Origin of the sequence: Citrobacter sp. TBCP-5362, assembly GCF_005406305.1 — a bacterium.
Classification (GTDB): domain Bacteria; phylum Pseudomonadota; class Gammaproteobacteria; order Enterobacterales; family Enterobacteriaceae; genus Citrobacter_B; species Citrobacter_B koseri.
In genome coordinates this window covers 3,274,982-3,301,380 of record NZ_CP040234.1, presented here as the reverse complement: position 1 = coordinate 3,301,380, position 26,399 = coordinate 3,274,982, and the positions used below count along the sequence as shown (strand labels likewise).

Annotated in this window: 27 protein-coding genes; 12 read left to right on the top strand and 15 right to left on the bottom strand. The window is 55.0% G+C overall.

The window, feature by feature from the left end; all coding sequences use genetic code 11:
- Positions 1–4 precede the first annotated feature (4 nt).
- From hutW to FD428_RS15750, 3 genes are read right to left on the bottom strand one after another with little or no spacing between them, the layout of a single operon-like run.
- Positions 5–1,342, bottom strand: coding sequence for a heme anaerobic degradation radical SAM methyltransferase ChuW/HutW (gene hutW, locus FD428_RS15760; protein WP_049010050.1), 1,338 nt, complete (start codon positions 1,340–1,342; stop codon positions 5–7).
- A gap of 20 nt (positions 1,343–1,362) precedes the next feature.
- Positions 1,363–2,187 carry a hemin ABC transporter substrate-binding protein gene (locus FD428_RS15755; RefSeq protein WP_049010046.1) on the bottom strand — a complete coding sequence of 275 codons (825 nt, stop codon included), beginning with the start codon at positions 2,185–2,187 and terminating at the stop codon, positions 1,363–1,365.
- Positions 2,188–2,189: 2 nt separating this feature from the next.
- The gene (locus FD428_RS15750; RefSeq protein WP_047458360.1) at positions 2,190–4,316 is read right to left on the bottom strand and encodes a TonB-dependent receptor; all 2,127 of its coding nucleotides are present in this window, start codon (positions 4,314–4,316) and stop codon (positions 2,190–2,192) included.
- A gap of 283 nt (positions 4,317–4,599) precedes the next feature.
- On the opposite strand from FD428_RS15750, the gene cueR reads away from it, so the two are divergent.
- Positions 4,600–5,016 carry a Cu(I)-responsive transcriptional regulator gene (cueR, locus tag FD428_RS15745; RefSeq protein ID WP_012133479.1) on the top strand — a complete coding sequence of 139 codons (417 nt, stop codon included), beginning with the start codon at positions 4,600–4,602 and terminating at the stop codon, positions 5,014–5,016.
- On the opposite strand, the gene FD428_RS15740 is transcribed toward cueR, so the two are convergent.
- Together FD428_RS15740 and FD428_RS15735 are read right to left on the bottom strand one after the other, a co-directional pair.
- Complete coding sequence (locus FD428_RS15740) at positions 5,017–5,469, bottom strand: NfeD family protein (RefSeq protein ID WP_047458358.1); 453 nt, start codon at positions 5,467–5,469, stop codon at positions 5,017–5,019.
- Positions 5,466–6,383, bottom strand: a complete 918-nt coding sequence (locus tag FD428_RS15735; RefSeq protein ID WP_012133477.1) for an SPFH domain-containing protein — start codon at positions 6,381–6,383, stop codon at positions 5,466–5,468. The genes FD428_RS15740 and FD428_RS15735 overlap by 4 nt, the downstream gene beginning before the upstream one ends.
- Positions 6,384–6,532: 149 nt before the next feature.
- Between FD428_RS15735 and fetA the strand changes: the two genes are divergently transcribed.
- Together fetA and fetB are read left to right on the top strand one after the other, a co-directional pair.
- Complete coding sequence (gene fetA, locus FD428_RS15730) at positions 6,533–7,210, top strand: iron ABC transporter ATP-binding protein FetA (protein ID WP_114847726.1); 678 nt, start codon at positions 6,533–6,535, stop codon at positions 7,208–7,210.
- Entirely contained in the window at positions 7,197–7,976 is a 780-nt protein-coding gene (gene fetB, locus FD428_RS15725) for an iron export ABC transporter permease subunit FetB (protein ID WP_047458353.1), read from the top strand. The genes fetA and fetB overlap by 14 nt, the downstream gene beginning before the upstream one ends.
- Positions 7,977–8,048: 72 nt before the next feature.
- Here fetB and FD428_RS15720 read toward each other — a convergent pair whose 3' ends face one another.
- Genes FD428_RS15720 through tesA form a run of 3 tightly spaced genes read right to left on the bottom strand, consistent with a single transcriptional unit; the run spans position 8,049 to position 10,386 of the window.
- Positions 8,049–8,903, bottom strand: a complete 855-nt coding sequence (locus FD428_RS15720; RefSeq protein WP_058668720.1) for a co-chaperone YbbN — start codon at positions 8,901–8,903, stop codon at positions 8,049–8,051.
- Between the two features lie 60 nt (positions 8,904–8,963).
- Positions 8,964–9,734: an SDR family oxidoreductase gene (locus FD428_RS15715; RefSeq protein WP_101743903.1), complete on the bottom strand. Its 771-nt coding sequence runs from the start codon at positions 9,732–9,734 to the stop codon at positions 8,964–8,966.
- 28 nt (positions 9,735–9,762) lie between these two features.
- Entirely contained in the window at positions 9,763–10,386 is a 624-nt protein-coding gene (tesA, locus tag FD428_RS15710; RefSeq protein WP_024130579.1) for a multifunctional acyl-CoA thioesterase I/protease I/lysophospholipase L1, read from the bottom strand.
- Here tesA and ybbA point away from each other — a divergent pair.
- From ybbA to FD428_RS15680, 6 genes are all read left to right on the top strand, one after another.
- Entirely contained in the window at positions 10,357–11,043 is a 687-nt protein-coding gene (ybbA, locus tag FD428_RS15705) for a putative ABC transporter ATP-binding protein YbbA (RefSeq protein ID WP_012133471.1), read from the top strand. The two genes, tesA and ybbA, sit on opposite strands and share 30 nt — an antisense overlap.
- Complete coding sequence (gene ybbP / locus FD428_RS15700) at positions 11,040–13,454, top strand: putative ABC transporter permease subunit YbbP (RefSeq protein ID WP_114847727.1); 2,415 nt, start codon at positions 11,040–11,042, stop codon at positions 13,452–13,454. Before ybbA ends, ybbP begins: the two co-directional genes overlap by 4 nt.
- A gap of 302 nt (positions 13,455–13,756) precedes the next feature.
- Positions 13,757–14,899, top strand: coding sequence for a porin (locus FD428_RS15695; RefSeq protein WP_114847728.1), 1,143 nt, complete (start codon positions 13,757–13,759; stop codon positions 14,897–14,899).
- Positions 14,900–15,193: 294 nt separating this feature from the next.
- Positions 15,194–16,024, top strand: coding sequence for a MetQ/NlpA family ABC transporter substrate-binding protein (locus FD428_RS15690; RefSeq protein WP_114847729.1), 831 nt, complete (start codon positions 15,194–15,196; stop codon positions 16,022–16,024).
- Between the two features lie 62 nt (positions 16,025–16,086).
- Complete coding sequence (gene sfbB / locus FD428_RS15685) at positions 16,087–17,103, top strand: virulence-associated ABC transporter ATP-binding protein SfbB (protein ID WP_012133465.1); 1,017 nt, start codon at positions 16,087–16,089, stop codon at positions 17,101–17,103.
- Positions 17,096–17,755 carry a methionine ABC transporter permease gene (locus FD428_RS15680; protein ID WP_012133464.1) on the top strand — a complete coding sequence of 220 codons (660 nt, stop codon included), beginning with the start codon at positions 17,096–17,098 and terminating at the stop codon, positions 17,753–17,755. The genes sfbB and FD428_RS15680 overlap by 8 nt, the downstream gene beginning before the upstream one ends.
- Before the next feature lie 61 nt (positions 17,756–17,816).
- On the opposite strand, the gene mnmH is transcribed toward FD428_RS15680, so the two are convergent.
- From mnmH to ppiB, 5 genes are all read right to left on the bottom strand, one after another.
- Positions 17,817–18,899, bottom strand: a complete 1,083-nt coding sequence (mnmH, locus tag FD428_RS15675) for a tRNA 2-selenouridine(34) synthase MnmH (protein WP_114847730.1) — start codon at positions 18,897–18,899, stop codon at positions 17,817–17,819.
- Positions 18,900–18,998: 99 nt separating this feature from the next.
- Positions 18,999–20,066: a 5-(carboxyamino)imidazole ribonucleotide synthase gene (gene purK, locus FD428_RS15670; protein WP_012133462.1), complete on the bottom strand. Its 1,068-nt coding sequence runs from the start codon at positions 20,064–20,066 to the stop codon at positions 18,999–19,001.
- Positions 20,063–20,572 (bottom strand): 5-(carboxyamino)imidazole ribonucleotide mutase, encoded by a 510-nt coding sequence (gene purE, locus FD428_RS15665; RefSeq protein WP_049011469.1) that lies wholly within the window; start codon positions 20,570–20,572, stop codon positions 20,063–20,065. The genes purK and purE overlap by 4 nt, the downstream gene beginning before the upstream one ends.
- Positions 20,573–20,690: 118 nt before the next feature.
- Positions 20,691–21,413, bottom strand: a complete 723-nt coding sequence (lpxH, locus tag FD428_RS15660; RefSeq protein WP_114847731.1) for a UDP-2,3-diacylglucosamine diphosphatase — start codon at positions 21,411–21,413, stop codon at positions 20,691–20,693.
- A gap of 2 nt (positions 21,414–21,415) precedes the next feature.
- Complete coding sequence (ppiB, locus tag FD428_RS15655; protein ID WP_003021875.1) at positions 21,416–21,910, bottom strand: peptidylprolyl isomerase B; 495 nt, start codon at positions 21,908–21,910, stop codon at positions 21,416–21,418.
- A 173-nt stretch (positions 21,911–22,083) separates the two neighbouring features.
- On the opposite strand from ppiB, the gene cysS reads away from it, so the two are divergent.
- The gene (gene cysS / locus FD428_RS15650) at positions 22,084–23,469 is read left to right on the top strand and encodes a cysteine--tRNA ligase (protein ID WP_058668726.1); all 1,386 of its coding nucleotides are present in this window, start codon (positions 22,084–22,086) and stop codon (positions 23,467–23,469) included.
- A gap of 98 nt (positions 23,470–23,567) precedes the next feature.
- Here cysS and ybcJ read toward each other — a convergent pair whose 3' ends face one another.
- Together ybcJ and folD are read right to left on the bottom strand one after the other, a co-directional pair.
- Complete coding sequence (ybcJ, locus tag FD428_RS15645; RefSeq protein WP_047458327.1) at positions 23,568–23,780, bottom strand: ribosome-associated protein YbcJ; 213 nt, start codon at positions 23,778–23,780, stop codon at positions 23,568–23,570.
- Between the two features lies 1 nt (position 23,781).
- A complete protein-coding gene (folD, locus tag FD428_RS15640; protein ID WP_012133456.1) occupies positions 23,782–24,648 on the bottom strand; it encodes a bifunctional methylenetetrahydrofolate dehydrogenase/methenyltetrahydrofolate cyclohydrolase FolD in 867 nt (288 codons plus the stop codon).
- 576 nt (positions 24,649–25,224) lie between these two features.
- On the opposite strand from folD, the gene fimA reads away from it, so the two are divergent.
- Together fimA and fimI are read left to right on the top strand one after the other, a co-directional pair.
- On the top strand, positions 25,225–25,776 hold the full coding sequence (gene fimA / locus FD428_RS15635) for a type 1 fimbrial major subunit FimA (RefSeq protein ID WP_024130577.1): 552 nt from the start codon (positions 25,225–25,227) through the stop codon (positions 25,774–25,776).
- Positions 25,777–25,851: 75 nt separating this feature from the next.
- The gene (gene fimI / locus FD428_RS15630; protein WP_071260125.1) at positions 25,852–26,385 is read left to right on the top strand and encodes a type 1 fimbrial protein subunit FimI; all 534 of its coding nucleotides are present in this window, start codon (positions 25,852–25,854) and stop codon (positions 26,383–26,385) included.
- Positions 26,386–26,399 lie beyond the last annotated feature (14 nt).

Sequence of the window (26,399 nt, the reverse complement as noted above, 5' to 3'; positions counted from 1 at the left end):
CCTTTTATGGTTTATCTACCGCGATACGCGGTGCGTTAAGTTCCTGAATCAGCTCGTCAAGAGACTGCAAAATATTGCTTGCCCAGAAGCGTCCTTCGTTGGTCAGACGCAGGCAGGTTGACGCATCGCGGGTCAGCCCCGCGTTGTGCCATTGGGTCAGTAATGGAATCAGTTGCTCCGCGTGAGGCGTCAGCTCATCAAGCGGTACGCGCGCCGTTTCAATCCCTGCCTGTAACGTATGGCGCCACTGAAAGCCGCGTTCGGCGGTACGCATCATCATCATTAACGGCTTTTTCCCGGCGGCGATAGTTTCATGCCAGGTGGAAAGGTTTCTCTCCACCATCCAGGAGTAGCCGTTGACCGAACCGCCTGCGCCGGAGCCGAAGGCGAGGCAGTCAGCGCCTTGCTTGATCAGCAGGTTGTACAGGTTGCGTTCTCGGGTGGTACGCGCCCAGTGGCTGTTGCTGATGCAGCGCCAGCCCGCGCTCTCCATAAAATCGCAGCCCTGAAGGTAGAGGTCGCGACGCGCTGAGGGGGAAGGAACGGTCGTCCGGCCACTTTCAACCGCTTTACCGAGCGGCGTATTGGGAAGCAAATTCAGCGCATACAGATCGATCCCATCCAGCCCGATATCGCGGGCTATCGCCAGATCTTCACCCCACAGGGCGGCATCCTGACCGGGCAGGCCGAACAGCAGATCGCACACCACGGCGGCGCGATCCCGCCGCACCAGGCCGTTCATAAAGGCGATGGCGGTTGGGCCGTCCGAGGTGCGCGCCATTTTCTTGCGGATCTTGCTGTTGAAAGACTGAATGCCGATAGAAAACCGATTGGCGCCCGCATCAAGACAGGCATCAACACGGGCATCATCAAAGTTGAGCACCCGACCTTCGATAGTGATTTCGCAATCCGGCGCCAGCGGCAGTTTTTCACGCAGCGTGGTGATGATCCTGGCCAGATCCCTGGCCGACAGCGCAGATGGCGTTCCGCCGCCGAAATACACCGCATGAATGGGCGCTGACTGGTGCAGCGTGCTGTCGGCTTCCATCTCTATTTCACGTAGCAGAGCGTCGGTATAGCGTGCGCAGTGATCCTCTTCAAAGCGGTTCTGATAAAAACCGCAGAAAGTACAGTGGGTTGCGCAAAAAGGGATATGTAAATACACCAGTCTTTTGCGCGGTGGAACGGTCTGGCTGATGACGTTCTGCCAGGTTTGCGACAATTGCTCTTTTGCAACAGGAATCGCACCACGCCACGGCATCGTGGCCCGACGATCCTTAAAGGGCTGGTTCCCCTCCAGCGCGAAATGTGGAGTGAGATCCAGCGTGTGTTGAGTATTCATAATTGTAATGCCAAATCCATTTAATGAGGCCAGAGTTGCTGGTGCAGAGTTTCAACGGCGTCAGCGACGCGGGGACCCATCCCCAGAATCAACGCCTGATCAATGGCGACGATCCGCTGATTTTTCCAGGCGGAGGTATGGGTGATACCGGCAATGGCGCGCAGGCGATTGATGTCGCCCTCGACCATCTGTGATGTCACAACAATCACCTGCGGGTTTGCCGCAATCAGCGATTCCGCGCTGTAACTTTTATATTGCGCATGCTGGGCGACATTCTGCGCGCCTGCGAGGGTCAGAATCGCGTCAGCGACGCTGCCCTTACCGGCGATCTGCGGGGCGCTGCCCCCCGCAGAAAGAATAAACATCGCCTTAACCGGCGCGCCTTTCGCCTTCACGCTGTCCTGCACACGATCCAGCCGCTGGCGAATGTGGTTAACCAGCGCGTCGCCCTGCTCAGGAACCTGGAGTGTGTTCGCCAGGGCATGAATATTGGCATACATCTGGTCAACGGTGGCCGGAACGCGCGGCAGGGTGACAACGTTGACTTTTTGGGTGCGCAACTGCTCCAGCACAATATGCGGGCCCGCGTCCTGCCAGGTAATAAAGCTGTCCGGGCGCAGCGATAAAATGCCTTCACTGTTCAGTTGCTTCCAGTAGCCAATATGCGGCAGTGCAGCGGTTTCGGGGGGATAAGAGGTGGTTTCATCCACCCCGACAACGCGATCGCCGATGCCCATCGCAAAAATAAGCTCGCTGAGAGAACCGCCCGCCACCACCAGTCGTTCGGCCGCCTGCACGCTGAAGGCGCTAACCAGCGCCAGTAAGCCAATGACAAGTCTCTTCATCGTCAGAAATTCCACGCAAAACCAATCGCTGCGTTAAAGCCCGCCGCTGGAATAGATTCATGAGCGGTCTGGTAACGTTTATCGGTCAGGTTGTTCAGCGCCAGATTGACCTGATACTGATCCTGCGGACCAAACTCGGTATTAAAGGCGAGGTTAAGCGTCGCCCAGCCCGGATAGCGAATTTCAGTCTCTCCCGTGTTGTCTTTGGCGCTGGATGCCGCACGGATGAAGAGATCGGAAGTGATATTCGCGGCATTGAGCAGCAGCGTGTGTTTCAGACCTGCGCGGCCTGTCAGCATCGGTTCGCCGGTATCCCAGGTTTTCTGCACGTCGCCTTCATACTGACGACGAATCAGGTTGCCGCTCAGATAAGGCGATACGGCCCAGGCGTTGTATTCCGCCGTCAGCTCCATCCCCCAGGTTTTGGCGCGGTCAATGTTGTCGTAGTAGTAGGATGAGGTGCTGCTGCCATTACAAATCGCTTGCCCTGAACAGGCAAGACTGGCGATATAGTCTTTGGCTTCGGAGTAGTAAATCGCCCCGTCAATCAGCCACATATTGCCTTTGTAACGCGCACCCAGTTCATAGTTATTGGAGTGCTCAGCCTTCAGGTCAGGATTGCCATAGGTGATTCTGCCGCCCGCAGACGTTTGCATAAACAACTGAACCAGCGTCGGGAAGACATATCCCTGAGCATAGGCTGCGCGTAGCTCAAGATTATCAAAACCGGAGTAACGCAGGCTGGTTGAGGTGACTAACTCATCGTCATGCGCTGACTTTCCACCGGATGACTGCCAGGTTGTGCCGCTCAGACTGTCGCTACGGTTCAGTTTAGAAGAGAGCCAGTACTGACGTGCGCCGACGGTCCAGGTCCAGTCATCGGCAAAACGCCAGTCGTTTTGCGCAAATATTGAGGCGTTACCTTGTTCAGCCTCAATATGTGACAGGGTATTGGTCTGGATATCGAAGACGCCGGTTGCCGCTGTCTGACGCGTGCTGCTATTGGTGTCCTGCTTCACTTTGTCGTGCTGATACTGCGTCCCGATAACCAGCTCGTTGTTCGCTGGCAGTGAGAAGTTGCTCTGTAACGTCACACCCTGCGTGTACTGTTTATCATTGGTGTTGGTCTGATTGCTGACTGTCAGCGCCTGAATCATCGGGCTTGGGATGACCTGGGTGGTTTTTACCCGATTCTCAAATTTACGCTCAATGGTCTGGCTGTAAGCGTCGAGGTGGATTTTTTTCAGGTAATCGCCATCGGCATCATAGTCATAGAAAACGCCGACCTTTTCGCGTTCCAGTTTCGGAATACGGACGCTGAATTCGTCATACTGGTTATCCGCATCGCTAATCCAGGTTTGGGTAGACGTTTTGTAGCGATCGAGTGATAGTCCAAATTTATGGCGATCGAGATTGTAGCCAAGCCAGACGCCCTGGCTGTTGTTGCGGAAATTGGTGTTGGGCAATCTGCCGTCAGGCGTGTCGCGGTTGCCCTGATCGGAATAACTGCCGTTAATGCGGTAGTCGAAGTTGCCGACGCTGCCCCAGGCGGCGGCCGACTCCTCCCAGCCTGCGGTCGCGGAGTTGTAAACGGCTTTGACGCTTCCGCCGAGCGGCTTATCGCCGCCTTTTTTCGTAATAAAGTTCACCACGCCGCCAATGGCCTGCGAGCCATAGAGCACCGAGTAGGGGCCTTTAACGATTTCAATACGCTCAAGCGACGATTCATCAATGAGCAAGCCGGCGCCGTAGTTTTGCCCGGCGCGCTGATAGCTGACGACCTGGCCGTCAATCAAAATTAATACGCGTGAAGAGGCTTCGCCGCGAATGCGGATCTGTTTGCGTCCTGCCAGAGAGTTATCAGTAACCTCAACGCCGGGGATGTCCTGTAGATCGTCCGCAATCGACACGCTGGTGGAATTCTGTATGGCCTGGCGGTCGATAACCTGAATCGTGGCCGGGCTTTCCCAAAGGCTACTTTCTGAGCGGTTAGCGGTGACGATTAACGTGTCGTCATCCGATACTTTATGATGTTGTGCTGTAGTTGTCGTGGCTGCTGAAACAGCACCTGAAACGCATAATGTCAGGGCCGAAAGAATAAATGGCCGTTGGCTAATCCGTGGCAACATGTGAGAACCTTTATGAGTATGTAAATGATCATCATTATCATTCGCGTTTATATAGAAGATGTATCCACAAGTTCAAGGTTGAAAGGTGTATAATTAATGCACCTTTGATCTGTATCAATATGTTGCAAGCAAGACAACCATAAGTGTGAGCGAGATCGCACATAACAGTAGGATTGCTAAGGATTTATTGCACAGGCGCCAGGGGCATTCCACCCCGTGATAGCATGGGGGCGATGTGGGTTATAATGAGCTTCGGCATCAACATGCTCTGCGGGGGGGAGATGTGAATATTAGCGATGTTGCGAAAAAAACAGGCTTAACCAGCAAGGCTATTCGATTTTATGAAGAGAAAGGGCTGGTGACGCCGCCGCTGCGCAGTGAAAACGGATACCGCACTTACAGCCAGCAGCATTTAAATGAGTTAACGCTGTTGCGTCAGGCGCGTCAGGTCGGTTTTAACCTGGAAGAGTGCGGTGAACTGGTGAATTTGTTTAACGATCCGGGGCGCCATAGCGCAGATGTGAAAAAACGCACGCTGGAAAAGGTCGCTGAGATTGAACGCCACATCAGCGAATTGCAGGCTATGCGCACGCAATTACTGACCCTGGCGGAGTCATGCCCGGGTGATGACAGCGCCGATTGCCCGATCATTGATAATCTTTCCGGCTGCTGTCATCACAAAGGTAAAGCCCGCCGTTGATCACACGGCCTTTATGCGCAACGTTATCCCTTCGATGGCAATCACCTCCACCTGCGTTCCGGCGCTCAGATCCGCGTCGGCGCTGACGGGCCAGGAGCTGTCGCCGACGCGCATGTGGCCGCGTCCGTTGACCAGCGCGGTTTCCAGAATAAAGCGGTGGCCTACCAGCTGTTTCCCGCGTTGATTAAGGTGACTGTCAGCCGGTTTTTGCTCACGCACGCGCCGTGCCAGCCACTTCCACCACAGCCAGGCCGCCAGCAGCGTCAATACGGCGAACATAACGCCTTGCCACTCCCAGCCGAGCGGCACCAGCCAGACCACCAGGCCAGTAATCACGGCGGCGACACCGCTCCACAGCAGGTAGCCGTTCCCTCCCAGCATCTCGGCGGCCAGCAGTAGCCCACCAAGACTCAGCCAGAAAATATGCGGGTGAACCAGAATCATCGCTATCATGATTTGTTCCGTTCGCTGGTGCTGTCCTTGATAAGTTCGGTGATCCCGGCAATGGAGCCCATCAGACTGCTGGCGTCCAGCGGCATCATGACAACCTTACTGTTGCCCGACGAACCAATCTGCTGCAACGCTTCGGTGTATTTCTGCGCCACGAAGTAGTTCACCGCCTGAATATCCCCGGCGGCGATCGCTTCAGAGACCATCTGGGTGGCGCGGGCTTCCGCTTCGGCGGAACGTTCACGTGCTTCAGCCTGTAAGAAGGCAGACTGGCGTTCGCCTTCCGCTTTCAGGATCTGCGACTGTTTTTCACCCTCAGCTTTCAGAATTTCAGCCTGGCGCACCCCTTCCGCCTCCAGAATGTAGGCGCGTTTGGTACGTTCCGCTTTCATCTGGGCGTTCATGGATGAAATCAATTCCGCCGGTGGACGAACATCGCGGATCTCGATACGCGTAACCTTGACGCCCCAGGGATTGGTGGCCTCATCGACAATGTGCAACAGGCGCGTGTTGATGCTGTCGCGCTGGGAAAGCATTTCATCCAGCTCCATTGACCCCAGTACGGTACGGATGTTGGTCATGGTGAGGTTGATAATGGCCAGCTCAAGATTGCTGACTTCATAGGCCGCGCGCGGAGCGTCGATAACCTGAATAAAGCACACCGCGTCAATGGTGACGTTGGCGTTATCTTTTGAGATAACCTCCTGCGACGGGATATCGAGTACCTGTTCCATCATGTTGATCTTGCGACCAATTCTGTCCATAAACGGCACCACCAGGCTCAGGCCTGGTTGCAGGGTTTTGGTGTAACGGCCAAAACGCTCCACGGTCCACTGGTATCCCTGTGGGACAATTTTGACGCCTGCGCCGACTATCACCAACGCCACGAAAATGAGAATAGGGATAAAAATAAGCATTGATAAACCTCCTGTCGTGCTGTCCATGTAAAAAAACGGTCTTTGCGGTCTGTTTAATCAAATTATACCCGATTAATCAAAGTGAGTTCCCCTCTTATAAATTACAGGGATACACTGTTTACTTTAAAGATGTGAAAAATGGATGTGAGATGAAAGAGAGCAGCCCTTTGCTCCAGCTAAGAAAGGTGGGATACCAGGCTGGCGCCACGAAAATTCTCAATAACATCAGTTTCATGCTGAATGCCGGGGAATTTAAACTGATTACCGGCCCATCCGGGTGCGGTAAAAGCACATTGCTAAAGATTGTGGCGTCATTAATCAGCCCGGATACGGGGGATATCCTGTTTGAAGGCGAAGAGATTGCTACGCTTAAGCCCGAAACTTACCGCCAGCAGGTCTCTTATTGCGCCCAGACGCCAGTGCTGTTTGGCGATACGGTGTATGACAACCTGATTTTCCCCTGGCAGATCCGCAACAAAACGCCGGAACCGAAGGCTTTTCTCGCCGATCTGGCGCAGTTTGAGCTATCGGAAACCATTTTACAGAAAAACATTACGGCGCTTTCCGGCGGGGAAAAACAACGTATCTCATTGATCCGTAATTTACAGTTTCTGCCGCAGGTTCTGCTGCTGGATGAGATCACCAGTGCGCTGGATGAGCACAATAAAGAGAATGTGAATGACATTATTCATCGCTATGTTCGCGATAAAAATATTGCCGTGTTGTGGGTAACACACGATAAAGATGAAATTAATCATGCGGATAATGTGATTACGCTTCAGCCTCATGCCGGAGAAATGCAGGAAGCTACCTATGAACGAGCATAATATAACGAATGAGTCGCTGGCGTTATCGATGATGCTGGTGGTTGTGGCTATTCTGATTAGCCACAAAGAGAAACTGGCACTGGAAAAAGATATTCTCTGGAGCGTTGCCCGGGCGGTAATCCAGCTTGTTATCGTCGGCTATGTTCTGAAATACATTTTTGGCGTCAATCACGCCATCCTGACATTATTGATGGTGCTATTTATCTGTTTTAACGCGGCGTATAACGCGCAAAAACGCAGTAAATATATTGATAAAGCGTTTACCTCGTCGTTTATTGCGATTACGACCGGAGCGGGGCTGACGCTGGCGGTACTGGTATTGTCAGGATCTATCGAGTTTACGCCGATGCAGGTGATCCCGATTTCCGGCATGATTGCGGGTAACGCGATGGTGGCGGTAGGGTTGTGCTACAACAATCTGGGCCAGCGATTCAGCAGCGAGCAGCAGCAAATTCAGGAGAAGCTCAGTCTGGGCGCAACGCCGAAAACGGCGTCTGCGGGGCTTATTCGCGACAGTATTCGCGCGTCGCTGATCCCGACCATTGATTCGGCAAAAACGGTTGGGCTGGTGAGCTTACCGGGGATGATGTCCGGGTTGATTTTTGCCGGTATCGATCCGGTAAAAGCTATTAAGTATCAGATAATGGTGACTTTTATGCTGCTATCCACAGCAAGCCTGTCGACCATTATCGCCTGCTATTTAACCTACCGGAAATTCTATAATTCGCGCCACCAACTGGTGGTGACGCATTTAAAGAAGATGTGATGCCGGAGGGATCGGTATTTTTAGCGTTTGTAGGCCCGATAAGCGTAGCGCCATCGGGCAAAATGTAGCGGATTAGTACAACAGCGCGTACAGCTGGCGGCGGAATTTCGACGCCAGCGCATCGCCGGTGCCTAACGCGGCGAGGATCTCCTGGAACGTTTTCCGTGCCTGACCGTCTGCGGCGGCGAGATCTTTCTTCAAATGGCTGAACAATAACTCCAGCGCCTCTTCGTTACGCCCGACCTGATGCAGTTGCAGCGCCAGTTGCGCCGCCAGCGCTGCATCTTCTGGATTGTCCGCAACCTGCTGTTGCAGTTGCTGGATTTCCGGGGTGTCGGCCGCCTGTTTCAGTAAATCAATCTGCGCGACCAGGCCCTGATAGCGGGTGTCCTGATCCTGTAACGGAATGGTTTTCAGCACGGCTTCGGCGTCTTCCGTACGGTTGAGGGCAATCTGGGTTTCCGCCAGCAGCAGGCCGATCTCGCCGTTCTGATGAGAGAGCTGCCAGGCGTCTTTCAGCAGCGGCAGCGCTTCAATGTAGTTGCCTTCCTGCATCAGTTGCATTGCCTGCTGCGCTTTCAGCTCTTCTTCACGCGGCAGCACTTTGTCGAGCAGCGCGCGAATCGCTTCTTCCGGCTGCGGCCCCTGGAAGCCGTCGACCGGCTGACCGTTCTGGAACAGATACACGGTAGGAATAGCGCGCAAGCCAAACTGGGAGGCGATCATCTGCTCGGCGTCGCAGTCGAGCTTCGCGAGGATAAACTGGCCGTTGTACTGTGCGGCAAGGCTTTCCAGCACCGGCGTCAGTTGCAGACAATGCTGGCTGCGTTCAGACCAAAAATAGAACAGAACCGGGGTGGTCATCGACTGTTCGAGGGTCTGTTGCAGGTTAGATTCGTTAATATTGACAATATTTTGTACGGACATGGAGTCACTCTCTTTATGTCTGGTTCTCTTTTACATGGGGGCTGACGCGTGCGCTTCAACTCAACCCTGCAAAATTTTGTCCATTGCGCGTCCCGGCAGCACGCGCTTCAGCAGCGTGATCGCCCACGTCACCATCGTAACCGGGTAGCGTAATTTCGGTTTGTCGCTCTCAAAAGCATGGCGGACTTTAGCGACAACGGCTTCTGGCCCGAGCGTAAAACGCGCGGCAATCCCCGGATTTTCTACCGGTTTGTCGCTCTGGGTCTGGCTGACGTTATCGGTAAACCGGGTACGAATCGGGCCGGGTTCGATCAGGCTGACCTTAATACCCGTGTGGCGCAGCTCCATGCGCAGCGCATCAGACCAGGCTTCCAGCGCATATTTGCTGGCGGCATAGGCGCCGCGCCCTGGCGTGGAGATCAGCCCCATCACGGATGAGGTCATCACAATGCGCCCTTCGCCGTACGGCAGCATAGCAGGGAGCAGGCGCATAGTGAGCTGGTGCGCGCCAAAGAAATTGGCGGAAAACTGCTGCTCCATCTGCGCGCGGCTGATAGTGGTAAGCGGGCCATACACGCCGTATCCGGCATTGTTAAAGATCCCATATAAACGATTATCGGTCAGGGCGATCACGTCGTCTGCGGCGCGATCCACGCTTTCCGGCGAGTCGAGGTCGATCAGCACGCCGGTGAATCCCATGCTGTTCATCCGCGTGACGTCATCGGGTTTACGGCAACCTGCCAGAATTTGAAAACCCTGACGTTTCAGTTCAAGAGCGCTTTCCAGACCGATTCCGCTGGAACATCCTGTAATTAAGACCGATTTTTGCATAACTTTACCTGTCAGGATCTCCGTTGATTTACGAGTCGTGGTTAACTAATGGGGTTAGTTGTTGCGCCATCCAGTCGGCAATAAACGGCTGGGCGTCGCGATTAGGATGAATACCGTCGTCCTGCATCCATTGTGGTTTCAGATAAACCTCTTCCATAAAAAAGGGCAGAAGCGGAATATCAAACTCTTTGGCAAGCCGTGGGTAGATGGCGCTAAAGGTTTCATTATAACGGCGACCATAGTTTGCGGGCAGACGAATTTGCATGAGCAACGGTTCGGCGTTTGCGGCCTTCACATCCAGCAGGATTTTACGCAGGGTTTGCTCGGTTTGCTGAGGTTGAAAACCGCGCAGGCCGTCATTGCCGCCAAGCTCGACCAGAACCCAGCGGGGCTGATGCTGCTTCAGCAGCGCAGGCAGACGCGCCAGGCCTTGCTGCGAGGTGTCGCCGCTAATGCTGGCATTGATGACCGGCGTTTTGTCCTGCCATTTGTCGTTAAGCAGCGCAGGCCAGGCCGCGCTGGCGGACATGCGGTATCCGGCGCTCAGGCTGTCACCCAGAATTAATAACGTGTCCGCTGCGGCGGCGCGGAACGTTAACAGGACCAGAAACAGGAAGGGCAAATGCCAGCGGAAAACATTGTTGAAGTTCATCGTCTTAAGAAGTCCGTCGGTCAGGGTGAGCATGAGCTTTCCATCCTTACCGGAGTTGAACTGGTTGTCAAACGCGCCGAGACCATTGCGCTAATCGGCGAGTCAGGATCGGGGAAATCGACTCTGCTGGCGATTCTGGCCGGGCTGGATGATGGCAGCAGCGGCGAGGTGAATCTGGTCGGGCAGTCTCTGCACACGATGGATGAAGAGGCGCGGGCGCAGCTGCGCGCGCAGCATGTCGGCTTTGTTTTCCAGTCTTTTATGTTGATTCCCACGCTGAATGCCCTGGAAAACGTTGAACTGCCCGCCTTGCTGCGGGGGGAGAACAGCGGGAAAAGCCGCGATGGCGCGAAAGCGTTGCTGGAACAGTTAGGCCTGGGGAAACGTCTTGATCATCTTCCGGCTCAGCTTTCCGGCGGCGAGCAGCAGCGTGTGGCGCTGGCGAGAGCGTTCAACGGGCGGCCAGACGTGCTGTTTGCCGATGAACCGACGGGAAACCTTGACCGGCAGACCGGGGATAAAATCGCCGATCTGCTGTTTTCGCTTAATCGAGAACATGGCACCACCCTGATTCTGGTGACGCACGACCCGCAGCTGGCGGCGCGTTGCGACCGGCGATTACGCCTGGTGGATGGGCAGTTGCAGGAGGAGGCATGATTGCACGCTGGTTCTGGCGCGAATGGCGCTCACCTTCCTTACTGATTGTCTGGCTGGCGCTGAGTCTGGCGGTGGCCTGCGTGCTGGCGCTGGGCAATATCAGCGACCGCATGGAAAAGGGTTTAAGTCAGCAAAGCCGTGATTTTATGGCCGGAGACCGGGCGCTGCGCAGTTCGCGCGAAGTGCCGCTGGCGTGGATCGATGAGGCGCGCAAACGCGGTCTGAAAGTGGGCGAACAGATGACCTTCGCCACCATGACCTTCGCGGACGATACGCCGCAGTTGGCCAGCGTCAAAGCGGTGGATGACGTTTATCCGATGTACGGTGAGCTGCAAACGAATCCGCCGGGGTTAAAACCGCAGCCGGGTTCCGTGTTGCTGGCGCCAAGACTGATGGCGCTCCTCAACCTGAAAACGGGTGACAGCATCGACGTCGGTGACGCCACGCTGCGTATTGCTGGCGAGGTGGTACAGGAGCCGGATTCCGGGTTTAACCCTTTCCAGATGGCTCCACGCCTGATGATGCACATTGCGGATGTTGAAAAAACGGGCGCAGTACAGCCGGGAAGTCGCGTGACGTGGCGCTATAAGTTTGGCGGTACGCCGCAGCAGCTGGACGGCTATGAAAAGTGGCTATTGCCACAGCTTAAGCCTGAACATCGCTGGTACGGGCTGGAACAAGATGAAGGCGCGCTGGGCAAATCGCTTGAACGCTCGCAGCAGTTCCTGCTGCTGTCGGCGCTGTTAACGTTGCTGTTAGCTGTAGCGGCCGTGGCGGTGGCGATGAGCCACTACTGCCGCAGCCGCTACGATCTGATTGCGATCCTCAAAACGCTGGGGGCGGGCAGGGCGCAGCTGCGCAAGCTGATCGTCGGGCAGTGGGGGATGCTGCTGGCTCTTTCCGCCGTGACGGGAGGCGCCATTGGGTTATTGTTCGAGAACGTGCTGATGGTGCTTCTTAAACCGGTGTTACCCGCCGTTCTGCCGCCAGCCAGCCTCTGGCCGTGGCTGTGGGCGCTGGGAACGATGATCATCATTTCTTTGCTGGTTGGACTGCGTCCGTATCGTTTGCTGCTGGCGACGCAGCCGTTGCGTGTGCTGCGGCGTGATGTGGTTGCGCGTGTTTGGCCGCTGAAGATGTATCTTCCGGTGGTCACGGTTGTCGTCGTCGCGCTGCTCGCGGGGTTGATGGGCGGCAGCATGTTGCTGTGGGCGGTGCTGGCCGGCGCGGTGGTGCTGGCGCTACTTTGCGGTGTGCTGGGCTGGATGCTGTTGAACGTGCTGCGCGGTATGACGTTGACATCGCTGCCTCTGCGCCTGGCCGTAAGCCGACTGCTGCGCCAGCCGTGGTCCACGTTAAGCCAGCTCTCGGCTTTTTCGCTCTCTTTTATGCTGCTGGCGCTTCTTCTGGTGCTGCGCGGCGATCTGCTGGATCGCTGGCAACAACAACTGCCGCCGGAAAGTCCGAACTATTTCCTCATCAATATCGCTTCTGAACAGGTGGTGCCGCTGAAAGCCTTCCTGTCTGAGCATCAGGTGATCCCGGAGGCATTCTTCCCGATCGTGCGGGCGCGACTGACGGAGATTAATGGTCTGCCGACCGAAGGAAATCAGGACGAAGCGCTTAACCGTGAGCTGAATCTGACGTGGCAGGATACGCGCCCGGATCATAACCCGATTACCGCCGGAAGCTGGCCGCCAAAAGCGGGAGAGGTCTCGATAGAGGAAGGGCTGGCGAAGCGGCTGAATATACAACTCGGCGATCGCGTGACCTTTATGGGCGATACCCAGGACTTTAGCGCGACGGTCAGCAGCCTGCGCAAAGTAGACTGGGAAAGTCTGCGCCCTAACTTCTTCTTTATCTTCCCCTCCGGCGCGCTGGACGGGCAGCCGCAGAGCTGGCTTACCAGCTTCCGTTGGGAAAATGGCAACGGCATGCTGACGCAGCTTAATCGCGAGTTCCCGACCATCAGCCTGCTGGATATCGGCGCGATCCTGAAACAGGTCGGTCAGGTGCTGGAGCAGGTCAGCCGGGCGCTGGAGGTGATGGTGGTGCTGGTCACGGCCTGCGGCATGCTGTTGTTACTGGCGCAGGTTCAGGTCGGAATGCGTCAACGTCATCAGGAACTGGTGGTCTGGCGCACCTTAGGCGCGGGCAAAAAACTGCTGCGCACCACGCTCTGGTGTGAATTTGCCATGCTGGGTATGGTCTCCGGGCTGGTGGCGGCGATCGGCGCGGAAACTGCGCTGGCGGTGCTGCAAAGTCAGGTGTTCGATTTTCCGTGGGAACCGGACTGGCGCGTGTGGATTATTTTGCCCGTCTGCGGCGCATTATTACTTTCATTATGCGGCGGATGGCTCGGCGCGCGTCTGTTAAAAGGCAAAGCGTTATTTCGCCAATTTAATAATTAATTTATAGATGTGATGATCACACACCGGTTTTTATACCGGTGTGTAGTTTTAATAATATAATTTATATACGTGATGATTACGCACCGGTGTTTATACTGGTGTGTACTCCCTATGTGGCACGAATTGTTAACCCCTCGATTTTTAGTAGCACAAAACATTAAAAACCCGCCAACACGACAGGATTAATACCAGTTAATATTTAATTGCTAAATAGTTAGCGGGCTATGCCCGTTGTTTTTTACGTTGCCGGTATTTTGCCGGCAGTGCGAATAATGGCGGGTAAATCTATCAAGGAAAATATAATGACAATAAAAAAAACAGCGCTGGCGGCATCGATCGGCGCGGCAGTGGCATTAACGTCTTTCGCATCTCAGGCGGAAATCACTGTTCTGAAACAAGATCCACAGGCGGGTAATCCGCTGAGCCGTCTTAACTTCACCGTTGGCGGCAGTATTCGTCCTCAGTTCCAGAATATGGCTGGCGACGACGGTAAAAATGGTTACAAACGTAATGGCTTCGATGGCGGCACCCGTTTCCGTTTCGCGGCTGATTACTATCTGTTTGATGACATTAGCTGGGTCAGCTACTACGAGCTGGGCGTTAACTTCCCGGCGATGTTCAACTGGGATAACCACTACGCAGACGGCGCGAACGACACCACTCGCCGTATGCTGTACACCGGTCTGAAAAGCGATACCTGGGGTACGCTGACTTTCGGTCAACAGAACAGCGTTTATTATGATGTGGTTGGCGTGAAAACCGATATCTGGGACTATGACATGATTGGTCAGGCGCCAGGCAACGGTATCAACGGCGACTACGACGGTTCTTACCGTACCCGTAAGTCCCTGAAGTATAAGAAAACAGTTGGCGACGTCGATCTCTACGCGTCTTATCTGTTCAGCGATGATTACAACCCGAACAACGGCCTGCGCTACAAGCGTAAAGGCGGCGGTTCTCTGGGTGCGGATTACCACATCACGGACGATCTGACCTGGGGTACGGCGTGGAACTATACGCGTGCGGAAATGCGCCCAGGTAACGGCGGCGACGGTAAAGACTACGATCAAAATATCGTTGGTACTGCGCTTAGCTGGACGCCGGATAACTGGACCTTCGCGCTGGGCGGCGGCTGGTATCAGAACTTCATGACCACCAAACGCGTAGACTCGCATGACTACTTTGCGGGCGACGCATGGGGTATTGAATACTTTGCCGGTTATAAATTCCCGATCAACCAGTATGCGGTGAAATCTATTCAGCCGTACTTTATGGGTGACCGTATTGAATATGTGAACGGCCGTAACTACCAGCGTATTGATAATGGCGTCGGTATTAGCTTCCAGCTGGATTATGGTTTCCGCGTGGATTACGAACACGTATTCACCTCCAGCACCGACGATCTGGGCGATATGAACCTGGTTCGTCTGCGTTACGACTTCTAATCATTGACGCCTGCCAAACCGAATGCCCGATGGCGCTTGCGCTAATCGGGCCTACGAGTGCAGCGCAATAATAGAGCGTCCAGGCCGGATAAGGCATTTATGCCGCTATCCGGCTTTTTCATTTCTCCCCATCCCCTTTCAACGACATACTCTGCAACATCATGAAATAATTTCAAGGACAACAGGTTGTGAACTGTGTCATGTTAACAAATAGCCTTGTATTCAGGCCCAAATGAACAACGTCGCATCGCACGGCGTACTGCACTGCATCACAACATTTAAAAGGGAGAAATTATGGGACTGCGTCAGAGTTTACGCGTTGCCGCCGGGGCGCTTTTGCTGGCCTGCGGCCTGCAATTTGCTCATGCTAATAACGATCCACAGACTATTGTATTCGGCGTCGCGCCGGGTCCGTATGGCGATATGGTCAAACAGGCCATCGCGCCAACGCTGAAAGAGAAAGGCTACAAGGTCGTGGTGCGCGAATTTAGCGACTATGTTCAGCCAAACATGGCGTTATCCAACGGCAGCATTGACGCTAACCTGTTCCAGCACACGCTCTATTTTGAAAAATTCACCGCCGATAAAGGGCTGAAACTGACGAAGCTGATCGTCGTGCCGACGGCCGGAATGGGGTTCTATTCCCGTAAAATCAATAGCCTGGACGAGCTGAAGAAAGGGGACATTATTACCCTGTCGAATGACCCGACCAATCTGGCGCGCGGTCTGCGTTTCCTGCAATCAATCGGTCTTATCACCATTAAAGACAATATCGACCCGACGAAAGCCTCCGAGCGTGATATCGCCAGCAACCCGAAAGGGCTGGTGTTTAAACCGCTGGAAGCGGCGCAGCTGCCGCGCACGCTGGATGGCGTGACCGGCGCGCTGGTTAACGGTAATTTCGCCGTTGCGGCGGGGCTGGATCTTTCCAGCGCGCTAAAACAAGAGCAACTGGATGAAAACCTGAAAAATATCATTGCCGTACGCAGTGAGGATGCCGACAAGCCGTTCGCGAAAGATATTGTCGATGCGGTAAAATCTCCGGCCTACCGTGCGGTCATTGACGATCCGAAGAATATTTACAGCGCCTTCCAGAAGCCGGAATGGATGACCGCAGACAAATAATCGCTGCGCAAGGGAATTAACGGGGCAGCGGCGACTGCCCTTTTCGCATTTCTGAGGTGAGCATGATTGAGATTGAAAAGGTCTGCGTGGATTTTACGGCAGGCCGTGGCGCATCGACCCGCGCGGTGGATGACGTCAGCCTGCGGATAGCGGCGGGCGAAATTTTTGGCATTGTCGGCACCAGCGGCGCGGGGAAAAGTACGCTGCTGCGTACCCTTAATGCCTTAACGCGCCCGAGTCAGGGAAGCGTGAAAGTGAACGGTGTGGCGATCTCTGCGCTGGAAGGGGCGAATCTGCGTAAAGCCCGCCAGCGTATTGGGATGATTTTCCAGCACTTTAATCTGATGCATACCCGCACGGTGGCGCAAAACGTCGCTTTCAGCCTGAAATCCGCCGGATGGGAGCGCAGCAAGATCGCCCCGCGCGTCGCCGAAATTCTGGCGCTGGTCGGGCTGGCGGATAAGGCGAACCGCTTTCCGGTACAGCTTAGCGGCGGTCAAAAGCAGCGAGTGGGGATTGCCCGCGCGATCGCCAACCATCCAGATGTACTGCTCTGCGACGAACCAACTTCCGCGCTGGATCTGGAAACGTCAGCGACCATTCTGGCGCTGCTCAAACAGATTAACGAACAGCTGGGGATCACGATCGTGCTGATCACCCACGAGATGAATGTGATCAAGTCCATCTGCGATCGCGTGGCGGTGATGTCCGGCGGCAAAGTGGTGGAGTCGGGCGACGTGTTTGATGTTTTCGCGCATCCGCAGCACGCCTTCACACAGCAACTGGTGTCGCACACCCTCAATCTGACGTTACCGGAACGTCTGCGCCAGCATCTGCCCGGTCAGTTACTGAAAATTCTGTTTATCGGTGATTCGGCGGAGCAGCCGGTGTTGTCTGATGTGGCGGTGAAGTTCGGCGTAGCGGTGAACATTCTGCACGGCAAAATTGAATATATCGGCGAACGCGCGCTGGGGATTTTAGTGGTGCAACTGACTGCGCCGCACAACCCGTCAGCGGTGGATGCCGCGGTAGCGCATATTCGGCAACGTACTGCGCAGGTGGAGGTGATTCGTGGATGATTTACTGCCGGATTTAACGCTGGCGTTCAATGAAACCTTTCAAATGCTGAGCATTTCAACGGTGCTGGCGGTTGTCGGCGGGCTGCCGCTCGGCTTCCTTATCTTTGTCACCGACCGGAATCTGTTCTGGCAGAATCGCTTCGTGTATCTGGTGAGTTCGGTTCTGGTGAACATTATCCGCTCGGTGCCGTTCGTGATTTTGCTGGTGCTGCTGTTGCCGCTCACGCAATTTTTGCTCGGCAATACCATCGGGCCGATTGCCGCCTCCGTCCCTCTCTCTGTTGCGGCGATAGCGTTCTATGCGCGTCTGGTCGATAGCGCGCTGCGTGAGGTGGATAAAGGGATTATCGAAGCGGCAGAAGCGTTCGGCGCCAGCCCGATGCGCATTATCTGCACCGTACTGCTGCCAGAGGCCAGCGCCGGTCTGCTACGCGGGCTGACCATCACGCTGGTGAGTCTGATTGGCTATTCCGCGATGGCCGGGATTGTCGGTGGCGGCGGGGTCGGCGACCTGGCGATTCGCTACGGTTATTACCGCTACGAAACCCAGGTGATGATTGTCACCGTGGTCGCGTTGATTATTCTGGTGCAGGTTGTACAGATGCTCGGCGACTGGCTGGCGAAACGCGCCGATAAACGCGACAGACATTAGGGCATAATATTTGTAGGCCGGATAAGGCGTTAGCCGCCATCCGGCAGAATGCCCGCAATCGCTAGTTTTGAAGCCACTGTGCAACGTCCTGCCATATGCCGCGAAAGACGATTTTCGCGGCTTTCTTTTCCAGTTGATAGCGATACATCGGATCGTAGTATTCGTTTAGGAGCGGCACCAGCCAGGCCAGATGCCCGTCGGTACTGCCGCTGGCCTGCTGCATGGCCAGCGCAGCGTCTAGTTTTACCGTCAGCTCTTTAAAACGCTGCAAACCAAGGCGGCGCTGAATGGCGGAAAGCCCATGATGCAGATAGTCGCTGTACGCCAGCCAGCCGTCTTCTTCCCCGCAGGCATGGGTGAAGTCGCGATGCATGCGGATAAAATACTCATCGCGCAGCCGCTCCAGACGCAGCTCGAACGGATCGTCCACAACCGCAATGGGTGCCTGCGCCATGCGTTCGCGCAGACATTCGGGCAGATGATTTGCGCCAATCATCCGGCCTTCGTCTTCCAGCACCCACATCTGTAACTCCTGACGGGCGTCGGTTTTCAACATCTCCACGGCGAGGTGGTTTTCAAAACTGGCCTGACTCAGCTGCGGCTTCAGCGTGCGGCCGAATGACGAACCGCGATGATGCGCCAGTCCTTCCAGATCCACGCCGTTCGGCTGCTGTCGAACCAGCTGTGTTTTTCCACTGCCGGTACAGCCGCCAATTAAGATCATGGGTTTTTGTACCAGCGTGTCGGTGATGTGCATGGCCGCCTGGCGGAGCGCTTTGTAGCCGCCCTGGATCAGCGGATAATCCACGCCGGACTCATGTAGCCACTGTTGTACGATATGCGAACGCTGACCGCCGCGCGCGCAGCAGAGATAACCCCGTGGATGTTGAATACAGGCTTTTCGCCAGGCCTCCAGCCGCCGTTGACGCTCGTCGCCGGCAACGAGTTTATGGCCCAACGCCAGTGCCGCTTCCGGCCCCTGGCGTTTGTAACAGGTGCCGACTGCCGCGCGTTCTTCATTATTCATTAAGGGCAGGTTAATCGCAGTGGGCATGGCGCCCTGCGTAAATTCTATCGGCGCGCGAACGTCGATTAAAGGCGTATCGGCCGCCAGAATGGCGCGATAGTCCGTCCCATCGTTCATTGTGGAATCCTGAAAAAAAACAAACGGCAATGACGGGGATTTTACGCGCTGAAGGAGGAGCCGGAAAAGGATAAGATTCCTTTCCCGGCATTTTATGTATTACTTAAGCTTACTTTGCGCCCAGATGATGCCGCTGGCGTATTCCGGCGGCAGCAAGGGAACTAAGGCTTCCAGCGTTGCGCTTAAGCGATCGGTATCGCTGTCGGTCAGGTTCAGGTGGCCCACTTTACGCCCCTCGCGAACCTCTTTGTCGTACCAGTGCAGATGCACCAGCGGCAGTTTCAGCCAGTCGTAATTCAGAGCGCTGCCAATCAGGTTCACCATCACGGACGGGCTGTCCACGACCGGTGACGGTAACGGCAGGCCGGTAATCGCGCGCAGATGCAGCTCAAACTGGCTGATGCTGGCGCCGTTTTGCGTCCAGTGCCCGCTGTTGTGTACCCGCGGCGCCAGTTCGTTGATGAGCAACCCTTCCGGCGTGATAAAACACTCCATCGCCATGACGCCGACATAACCCAGTTCATGCATGATGGCGGAGAGCATGGCTTCCGCCTGTTCCTGCTGTTTCGCGTTGGCCTGCGGGAACGCTACGCTGGTGCGCAGAATCCCGTCCTGGTGCAGGTTGTGCGTCAGCGGGTAGAACACGGTGCTGCCGTCATGGGCGCGTGCGCCGACTAACGACACTTCGCCAGAGAAGTTAATGCCCTGTTCAACAATGCACTCGCCGTAACCGTCGTCCGGGAACTGAGCGGTTTCATCCGCGCGTAAACGCCACTGCCCACGGCCGTCGTAACCGCCAACGCGCCGTTTGACGATAGCCAGTTCGCCCAGACGCGCAAATACGGCGGGCCACTCGTCCCGGCTTGCCAGCAACTGCCAGGGCGCCGTCGCCAGCGAGAGTTTGTCAAAAAGCTGCTTTTGCGTCAGGCGGTCGGCAATAATCGGGAAAACGTCGCGGTTGACGAAAGCCGGGTGGCGCGCCAGTTCGCGGGTCAGCGCGGTTTCCGGCCAGCGTTCGATTTCCGCTGTGATCACGCTTTGTTGAACCGGGACGGCGGTAGGTTCCGCGTCCAGCCCGACAGGCCAGACGGTGATGCCCAACGGTTCGCCCGCCTGACGCAGCATCCGTCCTAACTGGCCGTTACCCAGTACGCAGACCTGCTTCATGCCGCACCTCGTGGGTCGGGATTCTCAAGCACCTCATCGGTCTGGGCTTTACGCCAGTCCGCCAGACGTTGGCGCAGGTCTTTATCGTGTGTCGCCAGAATTTGCGCTGCCAGCAGCGCCGCGTTTGCCGCGCCAGCTTTGCCGATCGCCAGCGTGCCAACCGGAATGCCGCGCGGCATCTGGACGATAGAGTAGAGGCTGTCCACGCCGCTCAGCGCAGCGCTTTGCACCGGCACGCCCAGTACCGGCACCAGCGTTTTTGCCGCAATCATTCCCGGCAGATGCGCCGCGCCGCCAGCACCGGCAATAATCACCTGATAACCTTTCTCTTCGGCGCTTTCGGCGAAGCTGAACAGCTTATCGGGGGTGCGGTGTGCGGAAACCACTTCAACGTGGTGTGGAACGTTCAGGATATCGAAGATTTCGGCGGCAAACTGCATGGTAGCCCAGTCGCTTTTGGACCCCATCACGATGGCGACACGCGCCGGATTATTGCGGGAAGACATGCGTCTTAAAACTCCTGTGGTGCACAACTCTCGGCTTTTGAGGGCACAGAGAATAGCACGGAAATACGACAAGGAAAACGGTTGCGTACCTTATGACGTCGTCAATTCACGGGAGAGGTTAAAACGGGAAATGGAGAAGCTCAACGTCATCCGGCGTGACTTTGACCATCGACCCTTCGCTATGCCAGGCGCCTAAAACAACGCGGAACGCGGGTTTGCCGTTAGCGCTCAGTTCGTGAACGTCCGGGCGATGAGTATGACCATGAATCAGCCATTGCACATGGTGTTTTTCCATTTCGGCCACCACGGCATGTGGATTAACGTCCATGATCTCCAGTGACTTGCTGCTGTTGGCGGCTTTGCTGCCTGCGCGCATTCTGGCGGCAATACGATTGCGGATAAACAGCGGCAGGGCGAGGAACAGCGTCTGTAGCCAGGGTTTGTGAACTTTGGCGCGAAACGCCTGGTAACCGGCATCGTCGGTGCAGAGCGTGTCGCCGTGCATAATCAATACGCGACGACCATAGAGGTCGAGCACCTTTTCCTGCGGCAATAGCGTCATTCCGCTTTCACGGGCAAAGCGTTTGCCGATCAAAAAATCACGGTTGCCGTGAATAAAGAAGCAGGGTACGCCGGAATCTACAACGGCTTTAATGGCTGCGGCCATTTCGCGGTGCAGCGGGTTGGGATCGTCGTCGCCTATCCAGGCTTCGAAAAGGTCGCCAAGAATGTACAGCGCATCGGCCTGGCGCGCGTCACCGGCTAAAAAACGCAGAAAACCGGCGGTGATCGCCGGTTCTTCCGTGCAGAGGTGAAGATCTGCAATAAACAGTGTCGCCACGATTACTCGCTGACGGTCACGTTTTCGATGATAACGTCTTCTTTCGGCACGTCCTGATGCATACCGCTGCGGCCTGTTGATACGCCTTTGATTTTATCAACCACGTCCATGCCTTCCACGACTTCAGCGAATACGCAGTAGCCCCAGCCCTGCATGCTTTCGCCAGAGAAGTTCAGGAAGTCGTTGTCGGCCACGTTGATGAAGAACTGCGCCGTTGCGGAGTGTGGAGCCTGAGTACGCGCCATTGCCAGCGTGCCACGGGTGTTTTTCAGACCGTTGTTGGCTTCGTTTTTGATCGCTTCTTTGGTCGCTTTCTGCTTCATGCCAGGTTCAAAACCGCCGCCCTGAATCATGAAACCGTTAATAACACGGTGGAAAATGGTGTTGTTGTAAAAACCTTCGCGGCAGTAGTCCAGGAAGTTTTTAACTGTTTCAGGCGCTTTGTCATCAAACGTTTTGATTACGATATCGCCGTGATTAGTGTGGAAAGTAACCATTTTTGCATCCTGTTCCGATATAGTGGTGCTTCGACCCCGGTAAGGGTCACATATAGGGGGGTGTTATAGCATAACCGCACGCTGCGATCACCTCGCAAAGTGTGCTGCTTCGATTACGAATAATATGTATCATACGGATATTATTACCCACACACGTCTATACGGAATCTTCGATGTTAAAAATCTTTAATACACTGACGCGCCAAAAAGAGGAATTCAAACCTATTCATGCCGGGGAAGTCGGCATGTACGTGTGTGGTATTACCGTTTACGACCTCTGTCATATCGGTCACGGGCGTACGTTTGTCGCCTTCGACGTCGTCGCGCGCTATTTGCGTTTCCTCGGTTATACGCTGAAGTACGTGCGTAACATTACCGATATCGACGACAAGATCATTAAACGGGCGAACGAAAACGGTGAAAGCTTTGTCGCGCTGGTCGATCGTATGATTGCGGAGATGCACAAAGATTTTGACGCGCTGAATATTCTGCGCCCGGATCTGGAGCCGCGTGCAACGCACCATATCGCCGAAATTATTGAGATCACCGAACAGCTGATCGCCAAAGGTCACGCTTATGTGGCGGACAATGGCGACGTGATGTTCGACGTGCCGACCGACCCGAACTACGGTCAGCTGTCGCGCCAGGATCTGGAACAGCTACAGGCGGGCGCTCGCGTTGACGTCGTTGACGTAAAACACAACCCGATGGATTTCGTGCTGTGGAAGATGTCCAAAGAGGGCGAACCGAGCTGGCCGTCGCCGTGGGGCGCGGGTCGTCCAGGCTGGCACATTGAATGTTCCGCCATGAACTGCAAACAGCTGGGTAACCATTTTGATATTCATGGCGGCGGTTCCGACCTGATGTTCCCGCACCATGAGAACGAAATCGCCCAGTCTACCTGCGCGCACGACGGTGAGTATGTGAACTACTGGATGCACTCCGGCATGGTGATGGTGGATCGTGAGAAGATGTCGAAATCGCTGGGCAACTTCTTTACCGTGCGCGATGTGCTGAAATACTACGACGCGGAAACCGTTCGCTACTTCCTGATGTCCGGCCACTATCGTAGCCAGCTCAACTACAGCGAAGAGAACCTCAAGCAGGCGCGTTCCGCCCTGGAGCGTCTGTACACCGCGCTGCGCGGAACAGACAAAACCGTTGCGCCTGCGGGCGGCGAAGCGTTTGAAGCGCGTTTTGTGGAGGCAATGAACGACGATTTCAACACGCCGGAAGCCTACTCTGTGCTGTTTGATATGGCGCGTGAGGTGAACCGTCTGAAGAGTGAGGATATGGCTGCCGCGAATGCGATGGCGTCACATCTGCGTAAAATTTCCGGCGTGCTGGGGCTGCTGGAGCAGGAGCCGGAAGCGTTCCTGCAAAGCGGAGCGCAGGCGGATGACGGCGAAGTGGCTGAAATCAAAGCGTTAATTCAACAGCGTCTGGATGCGCGTAAAGCCAAAGACTGGGCGGCGGCGGATGCGGCGCGTGACCGTCTGAATGAGATGGGCATCGTGCTGGAAGATGGTCCGCAAGGGACAACCTGGCGCCGTAAATAACGTCATTGCCGGATGGCGGCTAACGCCTTATCCGGCCTACACTGGCATAACCAGTAGGCCGGATAAGACGCGATAGCGTCGCCATCCGGCACTCTGAATCAGGCGACGACGTTAACGCTTTGTCCTGCGAAGCTGACGGTTTGTCCGGCAACAATTTTGCAGCGTTTGCGGGTTTCAACCGCGCCATCAACCTTCACTAAACCTTCTGCAATGGCAATTTTCGCCTGGGCGCCGCTTTCGCTCCAGCCTTCCAGTTTGAGCAGGTCGCACAACTCAACGTGCGGGTGCTTGCCTAAAGAGAATGTTGCCATGTTATTTACCTTGTGGATCGTGATATTCAACGCACGCCTGTAGCGTGTTTTCGATAAGTGTTGCGACCGTCATCGGACCGACGCCGCCCGGCACCGGGGTGATATAGGATGCGCGCGCGGCAGCGTCTTCAAAGACCACATCGCCGACCACTTTACCATTTTCCAGTCGGTTGATTCCGACATCAATCACGATGGCGCCTTCTTTAATCCACTCGCCGGGAATAAATCCGGGTTTGCCGACGGCGACAATCAGCAGATCGGCGTGTTCAACATGGCGACGCAGATCTTTGGTGAAGCGGTGAGTCACGGTCGTTGTGCAGCCTGCCAGCAGCAGTTCCATGCTCATCGGGCGACCGACGATATTCGAGGCGCCGATGACGACGGCATTCAGTCCGAAGGTATCGATGTTGTAACGCTCCAGCAGCGTGACGATGCCGCGCGGCGTACAGGGGCGCAGACGCGGCGCGCGCTGGCACAGACGGCCTACGTTGTAGGGATGGAAACCGTCTACGTCTTTGTCCGGCGCAATGCGTTCCAGCACTTTGACGTTATCGATGCCCGCCGGTAGCGGCAACTGCACCAGAATACCGTCGATAGTGTTGTCGGCGTTAAGCGTATCAATCAGTTCCAGCAGTTCTGCTTCGCTGGTGGTTTCGGGCAGGTCATAGGAGCGGGAGACGAATCCCACCTCTTCACAGGCTTTGCGCTTACTCGCCACATAAATCTGCGAAGCCGGGTTGCTGCCTACCAATACAACGGCCAACCCTGGGGCGCGAAGTCCGGCCGCGACACGCGCCTGAACTTTTTGAGCAACCTCAGAGCGCACCTGCTGCGCAATCGTTTTACCGTCAATAATCTTTGCTGCCATCAGAGAGAGGATTCCGTCTGTTACATTAAGTCGAAGGGGATGTGGCTATTTTGTCAGAAGCGGGGCGCGCTGTCAGTTATCGTTTGCGTCTTTACGTGTGATCGGTGCAGTGACCACTGCGATACGGGCTGCGGCGAGGGGCAAAATCCTGTGGGCAATTAATGAGCAACCTAATCAAAATTAACCTAAAAGAAACAATTCATCACCCTGCTAAAATTAGGGGGAATGCCGCGAAAAACGTGGCGTTAAGTGTGATATTGAACACTTTTATATAAAAAAGGCTTAGACCTGTCCTATATCCCAATAAGAATTTACCTGGGCTAATTAAAGAGATTGAAGGTATTTTTCACTTATTGAAATGTTTAATTTATCCCTGTGACGAATTGTCATATTCGTAAAGATTAATTAGTGAATCTAATGCTCAGGAGAGTTGGGGTAAAAAGGTTAGCTAATTCTCTTTCGATATATATCTTTACAGGATGCAGAGATAATTAGCCTGACATTATTATGTCGATTTTGATTCAAACGGTTCCCGCAGGAAACTGGAGCCGAATGTGCGTAATTCAAGGGAAATCCATGAAACTTAAATTAATGACCTCTTCCGTTATTGCTGGCCTGATGTTTGCTGCTGGTGCGGCTCATGCCGATCCGGTAAGCGTTAGCGGCGGTACGGTTCACTTTGAAGGTGAGCTGGTCAATGCTGCGTGTGCCGTTAGCACGAAATCTGCCGATCAGACCGTGACCCTGGGCCAGTATCGTACCGCCAGCTTTACCGCTGTTGGCGATACCAGCGCACAGATTCCGTTCACCATTGTACTGAATGACTGCGATCCGAGCGTAGCAGCGACCGCTGCCGTTGCGTTCTCTGGTCAGGCTGACGGTACAAACGACAGCCTGCTGGCAGTCGTGTCTGGTGACAATGGCACCACGGCAGGCGGCGTAGGGATCGAAATTCTTGATAACACCTCTTCTCCGCTGAAGCCAGACGGCGCGACCTTCTCTACGGCTCAGGCGCTGGTAGAAGGTAGCAACACGCTGCGTTTCACCGCGCGTTATAAAGCGACTGCTGCGGACACCACGCCGGGTCAGGCTAACGCCGACGCAACCTTCATCATGAAGTACGAATAAACCCACCAGGGATTCAGGGATGTGGCAAGCCTCAATGGATGAGGCGCTATCCGGGGACGATAAGTGATACAGCAGATGATTAGCAAAGGCGTGGCGCTGGTGGGGCTGATTTGCGCGATGCCCGCATTCGCGCATACGGTGATACTGGAGAGCGGTAATCTTCACCTGCGAGGCCAGCTGGTAAACGGCGCCTGCGCGGTGAATTCCGAAAGCCAGGATCTCCGTGTACAGATGGGGCAATACCGCACCAATGTCTTTTCTGGCACCGGGAGTTTCGCCCCGACCAGCATTCCTTTCGTGCTGCGATTAACCGATTGTAGTTCAGAGGTTTATAGCCATGTTGGGATCGCTTTTTCCGGTGTGACTCCCGCAGAAGATCCGCAGGTATTCCTGGCGCGCAGCGACACGGCGGCGACCTCCGGTATTGGTCTGGCATTATTTGATGAAGAACAACGGCAAATCATACCCAATTCCTTGCCGCTTCATTATGCCCCTATTTTAACGCAAGAAATGACATTTCATTTCACGGCTCGCTATCGGGCAATCTCGGAAAATATGACGCCGGGAAGTATTCATTCAGATGTGTGGTTTACGCTGGTTTACCCCTGATTTGTTTTCCGGGC